Origin of the sequence: Megamonas hypermegale (assembly GCF_900187035.1) — a bacterium.
In the GTDB taxonomy this organism is placed as follows: domain Bacteria; phylum Bacillota; class Negativicutes; order Selenomonadales; family Selenomonadaceae; genus Megamonas; species Megamonas hypermegale.
Genome location: NZ_LT906446.1, coordinates 274,063 through 290,260 on the forward strand (window position 1 = coordinate 274,063; position 16,198 = coordinate 290,260).

The 16,198-nt window shown below is 35.9% G+C and carries 14 protein-coding genes and 1 pseudogene; all 15 read left to right on the forward strand.

All coding sequences use genetic code 11. The features are described from left to right. The 15 genes and pseudogenes from CKV65_RS01325 to CKV65_RS10795 all read left to right on the forward strand — a co-directional run bounded on the left by CKV65_RS01325 (position 1) and on the right by CKV65_RS10795 (position 15,581). Complete coding sequence (locus CKV65_RS01325; RefSeq protein WP_036254884.1) at positions 1–714, forward strand: ABC transporter ATP-binding protein; 714 nt, start codon at positions 1–3, stop codon at positions 712–714. Between the two features lie 88 nt (positions 715–802). Further along, positions 803–1,447 (forward strand): CBS and ACT domain-containing protein, encoded by a 645-nt coding sequence (locus CKV65_RS01330; protein WP_027890569.1) that lies wholly within the window; start codon positions 803–805, stop codon positions 1,445–1,447. Between the two features lie 305 nt (positions 1,448–1,752). After that, entirely contained in the window at positions 1,753–2,715 is a 963-nt protein-coding gene (locus CKV65_RS01335; RefSeq protein WP_036254883.1) for an aspartate carbamoyltransferase catalytic subunit, read from the forward strand. Next, positions 2,699–3,991 carry a dihydroorotase gene (locus CKV65_RS01340; RefSeq protein ID WP_027890567.1) on the forward strand — a complete coding sequence of 431 codons (1,293 nt, stop codon included), beginning with the start codon at positions 2,699–2,701 and terminating at the stop codon, positions 3,989–3,991. Before CKV65_RS01335 ends, CKV65_RS01340 begins: the two co-directional genes overlap by 17 nt. 19 nt (positions 3,992–4,010) lie before the next feature. Further along, positions 4,011–5,078 (forward strand): glutamine-hydrolyzing carbamoyl-phosphate synthase small subunit, encoded by a 1,068-nt coding sequence (carA, locus tag CKV65_RS01345; RefSeq protein WP_027890566.1) that lies wholly within the window; start codon positions 4,011–4,013, stop codon positions 5,076–5,078. A 4-nt stretch (positions 5,079–5,082) separates the two neighbouring features. Continuing rightward, positions 5,083–8,337, forward strand: coding sequence for a carbamoyl-phosphate synthase large subunit (gene carB / locus CKV65_RS01350; RefSeq protein ID WP_027890565.1), 3,255 nt, complete (start codon positions 5,083–5,085; stop codon positions 8,335–8,337). A 138-nt stretch (positions 8,338–8,475) separates the two neighbouring features. Then, positions 8,476–9,117, forward strand: a complete 642-nt coding sequence (gene pyrF / locus CKV65_RS01355; protein ID WP_169449331.1) for an orotidine-5'-phosphate decarboxylase — start codon at positions 8,476–8,478, stop codon at positions 9,115–9,117. Between the two features lie 560 nt (positions 9,118–9,677). Further along, positions 9,678–10,787, forward strand: a complete 1,110-nt coding sequence (tnpB, locus tag CKV65_RS01360) for an IS200/IS605 family element RNA-guided endonuclease TnpB (protein ID WP_095197715.1) — start codon at positions 9,678–9,680, stop codon at positions 10,785–10,787. Between the two features lie 105 nt (positions 10,788–10,892). Then, positions 10,893–11,036, forward strand: a pseudogene (locus tag CKV65_RS10750) (orotidine 5'-phosphate decarboxylase / HUMPS family protein); the annotation flags it as partial. Between the two features lie 2 nt (positions 11,037–11,038). Next, complete coding sequence (gene pyrE / locus CKV65_RS01365) at positions 11,039–11,614, forward strand: orotate phosphoribosyltransferase (RefSeq protein WP_027890653.1); 576 nt, start codon at positions 11,039–11,041, stop codon at positions 11,612–11,614. A gap of 5 nt (positions 11,615–11,619) precedes the next feature. After that, a complete protein-coding gene (locus CKV65_RS01370) occupies positions 11,620–12,294 on the forward strand; it encodes a hypothetical protein (protein ID WP_027890652.1) in 675 nt (224 codons plus the stop codon). 21 nt (positions 12,295–12,315) lie between these two features. Beyond that, positions 12,316–13,581, forward strand: coding sequence for an SLC13 family permease (locus CKV65_RS01375; RefSeq protein ID WP_027890651.1), 1,266 nt, complete (start codon positions 12,316–12,318; stop codon positions 13,579–13,581). Positions 13,582–13,928: 347 nt separating this feature from the next. Beyond that, positions 13,929–14,222, forward strand: coding sequence for an OadG family protein (locus CKV65_RS01380; RefSeq protein ID WP_027890650.1), 294 nt, complete (start codon positions 13,929–13,931; stop codon positions 14,220–14,222). Between the two features lie 32 nt (positions 14,223–14,254). Then, a complete protein-coding gene (locus CKV65_RS01385; protein ID WP_027890649.1) occupies positions 14,255–15,373 on the forward strand; it encodes a sodium ion-translocating decarboxylase subunit beta in 1,119 nt (372 codons plus the stop codon). 40 nt (positions 15,374–15,413) lie between these two features. Further along, positions 15,414–15,581, forward strand: a complete 168-nt coding sequence (locus CKV65_RS10795; RefSeq protein ID WP_169449332.1) for a hypothetical protein — start codon at positions 15,414–15,416, stop codon at positions 15,579–15,581. Positions 15,582–16,198: the final 617 nt, after the last annotated feature.

Consider the following 16,198-nt stretch of genomic DNA (forward strand, 5'->3'; position numbering starts at 1 on the left):
ATGGCAGCATTATTAAAGATAAATGATATAAATGTATATTATGGTGCAATTCATGCGATAAAAGGTATCAGTTTAGAAGTAAATGAAGGCGAAATTGTTACACTTATCGGTGCTAATGGTGCTGGTAAATCCACGACATTGCGTACGATTTCTGGACTTTTAAAACCTAAAACAGGCTCTATTGAATTTGAAGGTAAAAATATTGCAGGAGTAGCTGCTCAAAATATCGTAAAAGCAGGTATTTCACAAGTTCCAGAAGGTCGTCGCGTTTTCGCTGAAATGACAGTTATGGAAAACCTGGAGCTCGGTGCATTTATTCGTAAAGATAAAGATGGCATAGCTAAAGATTTAAAAATGGTATTTGAACGTTTTCCACGTCTTGAAGAAAGAATAAATCAACAAGCAGGGACTTTATCTGGTGGGGAACAACAGATGCTCGCTATGGGGCGAGCTTTGATGAGTCGTCCGCGTCTGTTGTTATTAGATGAACCATCAATGGGTCTTGCACCTTTATTGATAAAAGAAATTTTTTCGATAATACAAGATATCAATAAAGCAGGAACGACTGTTTTATTAGTAGAACAAAATGCTAATATGGCACTTTCAATAGCTAATCGTGCTTATGTTTTGGAAACAGGTCGCATTACACTTTCTGGTGATGCTAAAGAACTTGCTGCTAGTGAAGATGTACGTAAAGCATATTTAGGTGGCTAATTTAAAGCATTTGTAAATTTTTGCAGGGATTTGCTGCGGTTGCAGCGAATCCTTTTTTATAGAAAAAATTGTACGAGGTGAAAATATTATGTTCGTTATTAATAGAATGACAAAAAATCCTATGACAGTAACAGCTGATACTAAAGTTGACGAAGTAGCTTATTTAATGAAAAAACATAATTTTCGTCGTTTACCTGTTGTAGAAGATGGTAAATTAGTAGGATTTTTAAGTGACAGTGATATAATACGAGTATCACCATCACCTGCAACTACATTATCTAGATATGAAATAAATTCACTACTCGCTAAAATGTGCGTTCGAGATATCATGAAAAAAGATGTAATTTCTGTCAATGTAGATGCTACAATTGAAGAAGCAGCTCTTTTAATGTACAAAAATAAAATTGGCGGTATGCCAGTTGTAAGCAATGTCGGTGCGGTAGTCGGCGTTATCACTGAAACAGATATTTTTAAAACATTTGTTGATGTAATGGGCTTATTAGACAGTAAAACACGTATTACATTAGAAGTATCAGATAAAATTGGTGTAGTTAAAGATATCGCTACAATTTTTGGCGATGAAGGCGTAAGTATTGATAGCTTGATAACTTGTAAAAAAGATGATGGCAAATATGAAATCGTTATTCGTGCAGATATCAATGATGTGAATAATATAAAAACAAAATTGGAAGAAAAAGGATATAAAGTAATTCATACCGTTAAAATCGGTTGATTTTTTGGCTGTAACAATAGATTTTTATTTATTTTGTTACAGCCATTTTATTTATAATAAAGTGAAGACATATGCTATCAAAATAATTTATAATATAAATAGAAGGTATTATATGCTAATATTTGACAGATAATATATTTTTATGATAGTATGAGTAATAAAAATATAGCCCTTTAAAAAAATCCAGCGAGGTTAAAAGGGAGCACTATATATCTTTATATTGCGCTATCACTAGCTTTCTTATGCCTTCGCATAGGAAAGCTTTTTTGATTTTTGGGTTTCATTTAAGGTGCGAAGGAGTGAATATGTTGAGTAGAAACAACGTTTCCTTACGTGGCAAGAATATTCTCGGATTAGAATATTTTTCCGCAGAAGAAATCAATTTAGTGTTGGACACAGCAAAAGAAATGAAAAATATCATTCATCGTGATATTAAAAAATTACCAACACTGAGAGGTAAATCAGTTGTAACTTTATTTTATGAACCAAGTACAAGAACTCGTACTTCATTTGAGTTAGCTGGTAAGTATTTGAGTGCAGATGTTGTAAATATCACATCAAGCACTAGTAGTATCGTAAAAGGTGAAAGCCTTAGAGATACATTGTTGACTCTCGAAGATATGGGTGTAGATGCAATCATCATGCGTCACAGTGCTGAAGGTGCAGCTGAATATGCCACTAAAGTAGTAAGCCCAGTTATCATCAATGCAGGAGATGGAGCACACGCTCATCCATCTCAGGGATTATTAAACTTATTTACAATTAGACAGCATAAAGGTAAATTAGCTGGTCTTAAAGTAGCAATTATCGGCGATATTGCACATAGCCGTGTTGCTCGCAGTGATATTTGGGGCATGCGTAAAATGGGTATAGAAGTTCATTTAGCAGGACCTAAGACATTACTTCCAAGATTTTTACAGGAAGAACCAGGTATTTTTGTACATGACCGTGTTGAAGATGCTATTAAAGACGCTGATGTAATCAACGTTCTTAGAATACAGCTTGAACGTATGAAATCTGGTTTATTCCCATCATTGCGTGAATACGCACGCATTTTTGGCTTGAATAAACAGCGTTTAGCTTTAGCTAAAAAAGATGTATTAATTCTTCATCCAGGTCCAATGAATAAAGGTGTAGAAATTTCACCAGAAATTGCTTATGGTTTAAATTCTGCAATTCAAGACCAAGTACAAAACGGTGTAGCTGTACGCATGGCTTTATTAACTCTAACTTTAACAGGAGGAAAAAACAATGAAATTACTGATTAAAGGCGGACGAGTTATAAATCCTGGCAAAAATTTTGATGCTGTCAGTGATGTTCTTATAGAAGATGGAAAAATTGCAGCTATTGGTGAAAATTTAGCAGATAGCGAAGCTAAAGTAATAGATGCTACAGGCAAAGTTGTTTCTCCAGGTTTTATTGATATGCACACTCATTTGCGTGAACCTGGTCAAGAAGCAAAAGAAGATTTTGCTTCAGGTTCTAGAGCGGCAGCAGCAGGCGGATTTACAACAGTAGCAACAATGCCAAACACTACACCAGTAGTAGATAATGCAATTTTAGTAAATGGTTTAAAACAGCGTGCTAAAGATGAAGGTGTTGTGCATATTGAAATTATCGGTGCGCTCACAAAAGGTCAAGAAGGTAAAGAACTCGCAGAAGTTGGCGATATGACACAAGCTGGTGCAGTTGCTTTTTCTGATGATGGCCATTTTGATAATAATTGCAAATTAATGCTCAATGCTATGGATTATTTGCGTACTTTCCATAAAGCAATTATGTCACACGCTGAAGAAACAAGTCTTGTAGCTGAAGGCGTAATGAATGAAGGTCATCGCTCTGCAATGCTCGGTATGAAAGGCAGACCTACTGTAGCAGAAGATATTGCTGTTATGCGCGAAATTTTATTAGCAGAATATGCTGATGCATGGGTACACATTTCTCATATCAGTTCTAAAAATGCAGTGGATATGGTTCGTCAAGCTAAAAAACGCGGTGTAAAGGTTACGGCAGAAGCTACACCACATCACTTGACAATGACAGATGAAATGGTAAATCCAATTGATTCTTCAACTAAAGTAAATCCACCACTTAGAAGTCAAGCTGATATTGAAGCTGTTTTAGCTGGTGTTAATGATGGTACAATTGATATAATAGCTACAGACCATTCACCACATGCACAAGAAGAAAAAGACCGTGAATATAAATTTGCTCCAAGTGGTTTCCCTGGTCTTGAAACAGCACTTGGCGTGCTTTTAACTGATTTATATCATAAAGGTTTAATAACACTTGATACACTTGTTAGTAGAATGAGTTATATGCCTGGCAAACTTTTCTTTGATGGCAAACGCGGTATCTTAGAAGAAGGCGCTATGGCAGATATCACGATTTTTGACCCAGAAAAAGAATGGACTGTAGATAAAGATAAATTCTATACTAAAGGTTCTCATAGCCCATTTGTGGGTCGCACATTAAAAGGTAAAGCCGTTATGACCATTGTTGAAGGAAAAATCGTGATGAATGACGGCGAAGTTTTGGCTTAAATAATTTGGAGGTGCTCTTTTGAAAGGGAAGTTAATCTTAGAAGACGGAGCAGTTTTTCATGGCGATATGCTCGATGAAAGACCTGTTCTTGGCGAAGTTGTATTTAATACTGGTATGACTGGTTATCAGGAAATTTTGACTGACCCGTCTTATTGCAGTCAAATCGTAACATTGACTTATCCGCTCATCGGTAACTACGGTGCAGCGAAAAAGTTCAATCAGTCTCGTAAATGCTTTTTCAATGGCTTTATTGTAGGCGAACTTTGCGATATTGGTAGCAACTGGCAAAAAGAAGAAGAATTGACAGATTTCTTAAAAGCACAGGATATTCCTTGCTTATACAATGTAGATACTCGTGCAATTACACGTCATATCCGTTCTTTAGGTGCTATGAAAGGCGTGCTTGTACCAGAAGGAACATCACAAGAACAAATCGATGCTTTAATGCAAGGTGAAATTCCTCGTGATGTAGTAAAAATCGTTACAACACCAGAAGTTTATCGCATGGAAAATGCAGGTGGTCCTCATGTTGTAGTTATGGATTTCGGTATTAAACAGCATATTTTAGAGTCCTTACATGGTATCGGCTGTGATTTAACTATTGTTCCAGCTTATACAAAAGCAGAAGAAATCATGGCATTAAATCCAGACGGTATTTTCTTATCTAACGGCCCTGGAGACCCTAAAGATTTACCAGAAATCATTGAAGTTGTACGTGAAATCGCAGGTAAAAAACCAACATTCGGTATTTGCCTTGGACATCAACTTTTATCCTTGGCTTTCGGTGCTGATACGTATAAATTAAAATTTGGTCATCGTGGTTCTAACCAACCAGTTAAAAACTTGCTCACAGGCAGAGTGCATATCACTTCACAAAACCATGGCTATGCAGTAGATGAAGAATCTTTAAAAGGCTTGCCACTTGAAGTTACACATAGAGCTGTAAATGATGGTACAGTTGAAGGTATTCGCCATAAAGAATTACCTATTTTCTCAGTACAGTATCATCCAGAAGCATCGCCAGGTCCAGATGACAATAGATATTTATTTGACCAATTTTGGGCAATGCTTCAGAAAGGGGAATAATTAAGTGCCAAAGAAACAAAATCTGAAAAAAGTAATGGTTATCGGTTCTGGTCCGATTATTATCGGTCAGGCAGCAGAATTTGACTATGCAGGTACACAGGCTTGTCGTGCTCTTAAAGAAGAAGGACTTGAAGTAGTACTCGTAAACAGCAACCCTGCTACTATCATGACAGATAAGGACATTGCAGACCGTGTATATATTGAACCTTTAACAGTAGAATTTTTAGATGAAATCTTGTCTAAAGAACGTCCAGACGGCTTGTTGGCAACTCTCGGTGGACAGGCTGGTTTGAACCTCGCTGTTAAATTAGCTGAATCCGGTATTTTAGCTAAATACAATGTTGAACTTCTTGGTACTTCACTTAAAGCCATCGAACGAGCTGAAGACCGCGAATTGTTTAAAGAAACAATGCAGAAAATCGGTGAACCAATTCCAGAAAGTACAATCGTTGATGATGTAGCATCTGCTGTAGAATTTGCAAATCAAATCGGTTATCCTATCATCGTTCGCCCTGCTTATACACTTGGTGGTACAGGTGGCGGTATTGCGGAAAATGAAGAAGAACTCATCGAAATCGTTATCCGTGGTCTTAAATACAGTATGATTGGTCAAGTTCTCATCGAACGCAGTGTAGCAGGCTGGAAAGAAATCGAATACGAAGTTATGCGCGATGCTAATGATAACTGTATTGTAGTCTGCAACATGGAAAACCTTGACCCTGTTGGTGTTCATACTGGTGATAGTATCGTAGTAGCACCATCTCAGACACTAACAGACCATGAATATCAAATGCTCCGTAGTGCTTCACTTCGCATCATCCGCGAACTCGGCATCGAAGGCGGTTGCAATGCGCAATTTGCTCTCGATACAAAAACAAATCAGTATTATGTAATTGAAGTAAATCCACGTGTAAGCCGTTCTAGTGCGCTCGCATCTAAAGCTACTGGTTATCCAATCGCTAAAGTTTCAGCTAAAATCGCTATCGGTTATACACTCGATGAAATCACTAATGCTGTTACAAAGAAAACAAAAGCTTGCTTTGAACCATCTCTTGACTACTGTGTAGTTAAATTCCCACGTTGGCCATTCGATAAATTCGTATATGCTGACCGTACACTCGGTACACAGATGAAGGCAACTGGTGAAGTAATGTCTATCGACCGCAACTTTGAAGGTGCATTGTTAAAAGCTGTTCGTTCCCTCGAAATCGGCGTAAATCGCTTGCATCTCGATAAAGTTGATAGCTGGAGCGATGAAGAAGTTAAATCTCATCTTTCTCGTATCAATGATGAACGTTTATTTATCATTGCAGAAGCTTTCCGTCGTGGTATCTCTACAATTGATGAAGTAAATGCCATCACTAAAATAGATAAATGGTTCTTACGTAAGATTAAAAATATCACAGATACAGAACTTGCACTCATGAAAGACGGCTTGACAGAAGAAACTTTACGCCGTGCAAAACGCTATGGTTTAGCTGACCGTTCTATCGGCGAAATCGTTGGCAAAGACATGATTGAAGTTCGCAATATGCGTAAAGCAATTAACTTATTACCTTGTTATAAAATGGTTGATACTTGTGCTGCTGAATTTGAAGCTGCTACACCATATTACTATTCAACATTCCATGCTCAAGAAGATGAAGTACAAGTAAACCATAAGAAAAAAGTAATCGTTCTTGGTTCTGGCCCTATTCGTATCGGTCAGGGTGTAGAATTCGACTACTGCTCCGTTCATTCTGTATGGGCACTTCGTAAAATGGGTATTGAAGCAATCATCATCAACAATAACCCAGAAACAGTAAGTACAGACTTTGATATTTCTGACAGACTCTATTTTGAACCACTCACAACAGAAGATGTTTTAAATATCATTGATAAAGAACAGCCAGATGGCGTTATCGTTCAGTTCGGTGGACAGACTGCTATCAACCTTGCTGCTTCCTTAAAAGCTGCTGGCGTTAAAATCTTCGGTACTTCCGTTGATGATATTGACCGCGCTGAAGACCGTGAACGTTTTGATGAAGTATTGGAACAGACTAATATTGCTAGACCACAAGGTGCTAGTGTAACTAACGTTGAAGACGCTGTAAAAGCTGCTGAAAAAATCGGCTATCCTTCTATGGTTCGTCCTTCTTACGTACTCGGCGGTCGTGCAATGGAAATCGTTTATAACGAAAACGAATTGCGCGATTACATGCAACGTGCTGTAAAAGTTACACCAGACCATCCTGTACTCATCGACCATTATATGCAGGGTACAGAAGTTGAAGTTGACGCTATCGCTGATGGCGAAACAGTAGTAATTCCTGGTATCATGGAACATATTGAACGTGCAGGCGTTCACTCTGGTGATAGTATTGCAGTATATCCACCACAGACATTATCTTCTAAAGTAATTTTTACAATTATTGACTATACAAAACGTCTTGGTTTAAATCTTAACGTAAAAGGTTTGCTCAATATCCAATACGTTGTATTGCATGATAATGTATATGTAATCGAAGTAAATCCTCGTTCTAGCCGTACAGTGCCATTCCTCAGCAAAGTAACAGATATCAATATGGTTGAACTCGCTACTCGCGTTGCACTTGGTCAGAGCCTTTCTAAAGACTTCGGTTTCAAATCTGGCTTAATTGAACCAAAACCATATGTTGCACTTAAAGCACCTGTATTCTCCTTTGCTAAGATGCAAGACGTAGATATTTCCCTCGGACCTGAAATGAAATCTACAGGTGAAGTTATGGGTATCGACTACCATTACGCACGTGCGCTTTATAAAGCAATCACTGGTGCTGGTATGAATATCCCAACAGAAGGTACAATCCTCTTCACTGTAGCAAATAAAGATAAAGATGAAATGAAACAACTTGGTCGTGCATTTGCAGACCTTGGTTTCAAAATCGCAGCAACAGAAGGTACAGCAAAAGCTTTGAAAGAAGTTGGCGTTGATGCTTCTATCGTGTATAAAGTACATGAACGTGGTCAAAATGTTAAGAGCGACCGTAGCAGCGATATTATCAAAATGATTAAAGCTGGTGGCATTAATATGGTCATCACTACTCAGACTCCAGGTCAAAAATTTGCTAAAGACGGTTTCAGAATTCGTCGTGCAACAGTTGAACATGGCATCGCATGCCTTACTTCACTCGATACAGCTTGGGAAGTATTGCGCGTGTTGAGCTTCATTCGTGAACGTCGTCTTGTTTACTCCTTAGCACTTCAGGATTATATTGGACGCGGCGATGAACTAGCATAATTTAACGTAAAATTTGTACGCCGATAGGATTTCTTATCGGCGTATATTTGTAAAAATACACATTTTGATAATGCAATATCGATTTTATACGATTAGATAATTGCATTAAACTCAATTAAATGATAACGAGGTATTTTTATGGTAAAAGATAAATTAATCGTTGCTCTTGATTTCCATACAAAAGAAGACGCACTCGCTTTAGTAGATAAATTAGGCGACAGTGTTGTTTTCTACAAAGTAGGAATGGAATTATTTTATAGAGTAGGTTCATCTATTATTGAAGAATTGAAAAAACGCAATAAAAAAATCTTTTTGGATTTAAAATTGCATGACATTCCAAATACAGTAGCACAAGGTTTATGCTCACTTTTATATCAGGGTGTAGATATCATGAATGTACACGCTTCAGGTGGCTACACTATGATGAAAACAGCAGCAGATACAGTGCGTGCTGAAGCTAAAAAAATGGGCATTGAAGCACCAAAAATTATTGCTGTAACAATTTTGACAAGTATTAATGAAGCTGATTGGGAAGGACTCGGTCAAACTGTTTCCATAAAAGACCAAGTAATTCGCTTAGCGAAACTTACTAAGGAAGCTGGGCTTGATGGCGTAGTAGCTTCACCGCAAGAAGCAAAATTCATTCGTGAAGCTTGTGGAGAAGATTTCCTCATCATAACTCCAGGTGTGCGTCCTGCTGGTGCTTCTATTGATTATTGTGAGCCGCACACTTGTGATTTTAATCATGAGTTAGGCGAACAAAATAGTCAGCGTATATAGAAATATGTACGTAGAGATAGACTAAGATCTATCCAATACTGTTTGAATTGCTGGAAAGCCCTAAAGATATCTGAACTACAACGTAAACATGAAATAAAGTTAAACGTGAATGTGGCGAAAGCAGAAAAAATCAGATATATAGCATAAGGTTAAATCCTAAGTGTTGAAAAATGGACAATCAGCAGCGAAGCTCCGAATAGGAGAACGTTCAACGACTATTCCTCTTGAGGGAAGTACTCAGTAAGCTATTGACTGAGGAAGTGGACAGACTCTAACAGGTAAAGCTGAGGGATAAGATATAGTCTGTGCCGTTACGAAAGTAACGGAAGTTCATAAGAGAACTGTATAGAAAGTAGCGTTTCTATATGAACGAGACCTCATAATACGACTAAAGCAGAACCTACAGTTCTTGTATATGTTATTTAAAATAGGCAGTTAATATATAAACACTTGTTATATTGCTATACATATGTCATGATTATATTAGATGATAGTATGGAAGTAATACGTGGTAAAGGATATATTTATTCATTAATTAGAAGAAAGCGTAAGTGTTTATTATGGAAAAAGCTTATAAATTTAGGATATACCCCAATAAAACACAAGAAAGTTTACTTCAAAAAACTTTTGGCTGTGTACGTTTTATATATAATCACTTTTTAGATAGAAGAATTAAAGCATATGAACAAAATAAGAAAAATATAGGTTATAATGAATGCTCAAAAGAGCTTACTCAATTAAAAAAAGAAAAAAAGTGGCTTAAAGAACCAGATAAATCCTCTTTACAAAATGCTTTAAAGAATTTAGATACAGCTTATAAAAACTTTTTTAATAGACAAAAAGTAGGCTTTCCAAAATTCAAATCTAAAAAGAATCGGTATAAATCGTACAAAACAAATATGACAAATAACAACATTGTATTTTTAGGAAATAAAATAAAATTACCTAAAATAGGTAAGATAAAAACAAGAGATAAATATTGCCAAATAGAAGGTAGGATTTTAAGTGCGACAGTATCACAGACTCCTAGTGGAAAATATTACGTTGCACTATGTTGTACAGAACTGCCTCAACCTGAATTCATCAAAACGAATAAATATGTCGGCTTAGATTTAGGAATAAAAGATTTTGTCATAACCTCAGATGCAGTAAAATATAGTAATCCTAAATACTTGCAGAAATCATTGACTAGATTAGCTAAACTCCAAAGAGAGCTTTCTCGAAAAACAAAAGGAAGTTCAAATTGGGAAAAGGCTAGAGTAAAAGTAGCTAAATTGCATGATAGAATTGCCAATCAAAGACGCAATTTACTACATCAAGTGACATGTCAACTTATCAGAAATTACGATGTAATCTGTCTTGAAGATTTGCAAGTTGAAAACATGATGAAAAATCATAAATTAGCAAGAAATATAGCTGATGTCAGCTGGGCAGAGTTTATGAGACAACTAACATATAAAGCCAAATGGTTTGGCAGGGTTATTGTCAAAATAGATAAATTTTATCCTTCAAGCCAATTATGTCATGTTTGTGGGTATAAAAATACTGAAGTAAAAGACTTAAATGTTAGAAATTGGAACTGTCCTAAATGTAAAACACATCACGATAGAGATGTAAATGCAGCTATAAATATTAGAGATGAAGGGTTAAGAATATTAAACATAGCTTAATCTTGAATAACATATACAAGAACCGTAGGAACTATGGGGATAGCTCGGAGATACTGTATTCGTTAGAATACTTGACCGAGAACCCTGCGACTTTAGTCGTGGGAGGTTCAGGACCAAAGCAGAATTGCAACTCCAGCTAAAGCTTTAGCTGATGGTGCTACTCATCTTGTTGTAGGCAGACCGATAAGAGCAGCTCAAAATCCAGTAGAAGCTGCTGAAAATATATTAAAAGAAATGGAGAATGCTTAATTATGACTGAACAAGAAGTAAAAGATTTATTGATTAAAACAAATGCAATCATGGAAGGCCATTTCCTTTTGACTTCTGGACTTCACAGCCCAATGTATGTAGAAAAATTCAACGTATTACAGCAACCAAAATACACAGAACAACTCTGTAAAGCACTCGCTGAATATTTCGCTGACAAAAATATCGATACAGTAGTAGGCCCAATGACTGGCGGTATTTTACTTGCACATGAAGTTGGTAAAGCACTTGGAACAAGAGCTATTTTCACAGAACGCGTTGATGGAAAAATGACATTCCGCCGTGGCTTTAGCTTAAAACCAGGTGAAAGAGTTGCTATCGTTGAAGATATCGTTACTACTGGTGGTTCTGTACGCGAAGTTATCGATGTAGTAAAAGCAGAAGGCGCAATTCCTGTAGGTGTAGGTTTACTTGTAGACCGTAGTGGCGGTAAAGCTACATTTGAAGATGTACCAGCTCATGCACTTTTACATCTTGATGTTACAACTTATAAACCAGAAGAATGCCCACTTTGCCATGATGGTGTTCCAATGACAAAACGTGGCCGTACTGGTAAATAATCATAATGAAAAAAGAACAATTAGAAAAAGTCCAAGCTGAAGTATCAGCTTGGACTTATTTAAATAAATTATCGCCAGTAGAAAAAAACTTTAAATTAAAGATGTTAATGCAAGAAATTGGCGATACTTTTCAGATATACAGCTATGAAAATGAAGAATTAAAGCGCAAAGTCATGATTTATTATCATGAAGAAACAAAAGAATATAAATTAATGGTTACAATAGGACTTACAGAATTTTGCGCTATAGAATATATTTCTGCCAACTTAGAGCAATTAGAAAAAATCTTGAATGAACGTTTTGATACTTTATTGGGGGATATATCTTCATTTAATGAAGAACATATTAGTATTATAATTAAAGAAAAAAAGATTATGCAGTGGGATTATATTGAGCAGTTACCGCAGGAAATTTGCGGTTTTAAATTATTTATAAATCCTAAAGAACCTGTAAAAGTAATTAATGGTTCGTATATTATAATTGATTATTGCGATTTTGCTGCTGAAAGTAATTTCATTATTTATTACAATGTATTTCGAGATGAATTCTTCGGTGAAGCAAAAATACATCGCATACCAGAAATAACGTATGAATACGATTCATCAGAATTAAAAGATTTAAAAATAAAATTAGAAAATAAATTAGAAAATACCTTAAAACAACTTCGAGAAAGAATATAATTTAATAAAGGGGGAGAACCCGTGGATCCTGCAGTAATAACTTTATGTGTCCTAGCTGTAGCAGCTTTTTGTTTTGCAACAGAAATAATTCCATTAGCAGTCACGGCTATAGGAGCCTCTATTGCTTTAGGGCTTTTAGGTGTACTTACACCGTCCCAAGTATTTTTGGGTTTATCTAATTCCACAGTAGTTTTATTTGCTGGTATGTTTGTAATCGGTGCAGCTATGTTCCAAACAGGGCTAGCACAGCAAATCGGTATCAGAGTAGTAAAAAGTGCTGGTCGTGATGAAAAAAAATTAATGGCAGCTTTGATGATTATAACAGTAGTGTTATCATCAATTTCTTCAAACACAGCGACAGTTGCTTGTTTGATGCCAGTGGTAATCCAAATTTGTGCAGCAGCGAAAATACCTGTTTCACGCCAATTGATGGCACTGGCGATAGCCGCTAATGTTGGGGGTACTATCACGATGATTGGTACACCACCTAATATTTTAATGAGTGCTACACTTCATGCCACTGGTCTTAGACCGTTTGGATTTTTTGAATTTGCATTTATCGGTATTCCATTATCCATTGCAGGTATAATTTATATGCTCACTATTGGTAAGAATTTATGTCCTAGTGGTAAGGTTGATGTACTAACTGAAGAAGAAACGACAGATATACCAAAAGATTATAAAAAAATGATAATCTGTGCAATAATCTTAATCGTAGTTGTCATTTGCATGGCACTGGAAAGTACAATCGGCATACCTATGCAGACTGTGGCAGTAATGGGTGCACTGGCATGCGTATTGACTGGTTGCCTCACAGAAAAACAGGCATATCAAGGCATTGACTGGGTAACAATTTTCTTGTTTGCTGGTATGCTTCCGCTCGCAGAAGCAATGGATAGATCAGGTGCAGGAAAACTCATAGCAGATTTTGTGGTTAACCTTATGGGCGATAATCCATCACCGATGATTATTGTAATAGCTATGTTTATATTATCTTGTGGACTCACGCAATTTATGTCTAATACTGCAGCGGCTGCATTACTAGCGCCTATAGGTATATCCATCGCACATTCAATTGGTGCTTCGCCATACCCTGTACTTATGGCAATCGGCATTGCAGCATCTTGTGCATTTACAACACCAGTTGCTACACCGCCTAATACCTTAATACTCGTACCAGGTAGATTTAAATTTATGGATTACGTAAAAGTCGGCGTACCGCTCGTGTTCGTTTCACTTATTGTCTGCTGTATCGTAATTCCGTTTTTCTGGCCGTTTTATCCGTGATAATAATATGTTGAGATATTATCTGCTGTGTTGGTAAAGCATTGAGATTATAGCTAGCAGTATAATACTTTATATTCGTTGATGTTTTGTCACTTAATCTCACTAAATATAAAGTGTTATACTGCTTTAGAAAATCAATTAGCACAATAGATAATCTTGAAAGAAAACTCACTGCATTTTCGTGGTGAGTTTTTGTTTTTTATAACCGAATTGCATAGTTTAAATAAAATGTGGTAATAATATTTCAGTAATTTAAAATTTTTTTGAAAATTTTTTAGCGATTGGCAGGATTTATATTTTTTTTCAAGAAGTTATAATGTATCAAATTTCAGAAGGGTGGCATAGATATGGATGCACCAAATCCTATTTTAATTACAGTAATAAATATGGTAATTGTTTTTGCGGTTTTGTATGTGTTGGGCTTACTTATAAAATTCATACATTATATCGACCCGACCAAGAGCAAGAGCAAAAAACCGGTGAAAGTGGGCAAAGTAATAACGAAAAAGCCGAAACCGGTAAAACCGGTGCAATCAGCGGCGGATGTTATAGCGGAAAAAACACTGATAGCAGTTATAACTACATCTTTAATGGCTTACGGCTGCCGTGATTTTGAAATCAAATCTATAAAGAAATTATAAGTAAAATACATAAATGATTGGAGGCATTGTTTATGGAGGCTTTTTTAGTTGCATTACAGTCCGTTTGGTTCGATAGTGGATATAGCGTACTGAACATTGGCAATATAATAATGATTTTAGTAGGAATTATTTTATTGTATTTAGCAATAGGTAGAGGATATGAACCTTTGTTATTATCCCCGATAGCATTTGGTTGCGTACTTGCAAACTTTCCAAACACTGGTTTTGATGAAGGTTTGATGTGGGCAATCGGTGAAGGTATCAAGATGGAAATTTTCCCACCACTTATTTTCCTCGGTGTTGGCGCTATGACAGACTTTGGTCCATTGATTGCTAATCCGAAGACCTTAATGTTAGGTGCAGCAGCTCAATTTGGTGTATTTATCGCACTTGGCGGTGCAATGCTCTTAGGTTTTAATGTCAATGAAGCAGCATCTATCGGTATCATCGGCGGTGCTGATGGCCCTACAGCTATTTATCTTACAACGAAATTAGCACCAGACCTTCTCGGTGCGATTGCAGTAGCGGCATATTCATATATGTCACTCGTTCCGCTCATTCAACCACCTATTATGCGTTTTTTGACTACGAAAAAGGAACGCGCTATCAAAATGGGCCAGCTTAGAACAGTTACAAAATTTGAACGCATTGTATTCCCTATCATGTGTACAATCGTTATTAGTTTACTTTTACCACCAATTGCTTCCCTTATTGGCATGCTTATGCTCGGTAACTTATTCCGTGAATCAGGCGTTACAGACCGCCTTTCCGATACAGCACAGAATGCACTTTGTAATATCGTAACGATTTTCTTAGCACTCGGTACTGGCCTTACAATGTCAGCTGATAGTTTCTTACGTTTACAGACTATTGAAATTATCTTCTTAGGCTTAGTTGCATTTGCTGGCGGTACAGCAGCAGGTGTATTATTTGGTAAACTCATGTGTAAACTCAGTGGTGGCAAAATTAATCCACTTATCGGTTCAGCTGGTGTATCTGCCGTTCCAATGGCAGCGCGTGTATCTCAGATTGAAGGTCAAAAAGCAAATCCTAGCAACTATTTATTAATGCACGCTATGGGACCAAATGTTGCTGGTGTAATTGGTACAGCCGTTGCAGCTGGTACAATGCTTGCTATGTTTGGTGGCTGATAAATAACTATAATATATTTAATAGAAGGATTTGATTTTAATGCAAACAAAAAGATATAGAGTTGTCGTAAGTGGTACAGAGTTTTTTCTTGATGTAGTGCAAACTGGTGGTTCAACAGATGTACCGATGATATGCAGACAAGACCATAGAGAAATATGGAATCACTCAAGCAAAGAACGTATGATGCATAATGCACATCAAAAATAAATAAATGTTAAAATAAAATTTAAAGGATGAATTTTGCTAGAAACAGAATTTATCCTTTAATAAACATTATAGGTATATTAAAGTTTATTGCGATTTTATAAAAAATCAAATGAATTGCATATTAATGCTTATTTTTTTATTTATTAGTATATTTTTGATATAATAATTAAAAAATAAGGACTATTAATCCTAATATTATTATTGACAATGCTAGTAATATCAAGGATTTTAATATTAAATAATATTTTTTTATATAAATAAGTTTATATAATTAGTTGAATTTCTAAATTTATTGTTATAAATGAGAAAAAAATATATTATTTCTTAAAATTTTATATAGAGTTTATTTAACAAAATAGAAAATTTTATATGAATTTCTTATGATTTTTATGAAATTTGTAATTTTTATATTTGCTACAATCCTTATTTATCAAGTGTTTTCTGGATAATAGAAAATTTTTTCTTAGAAGTAGAAAATTTTGGGGAACATTTGCAAAAAGGGCTATTTCGTGATAAAATTAGCTCATAAAAATTAATAGGACTTAATAATTGTCTATTTGGATTTATAGATTTATTAGTTATATGCAGTACTTACATAAATTACTTATTTAAAGCAG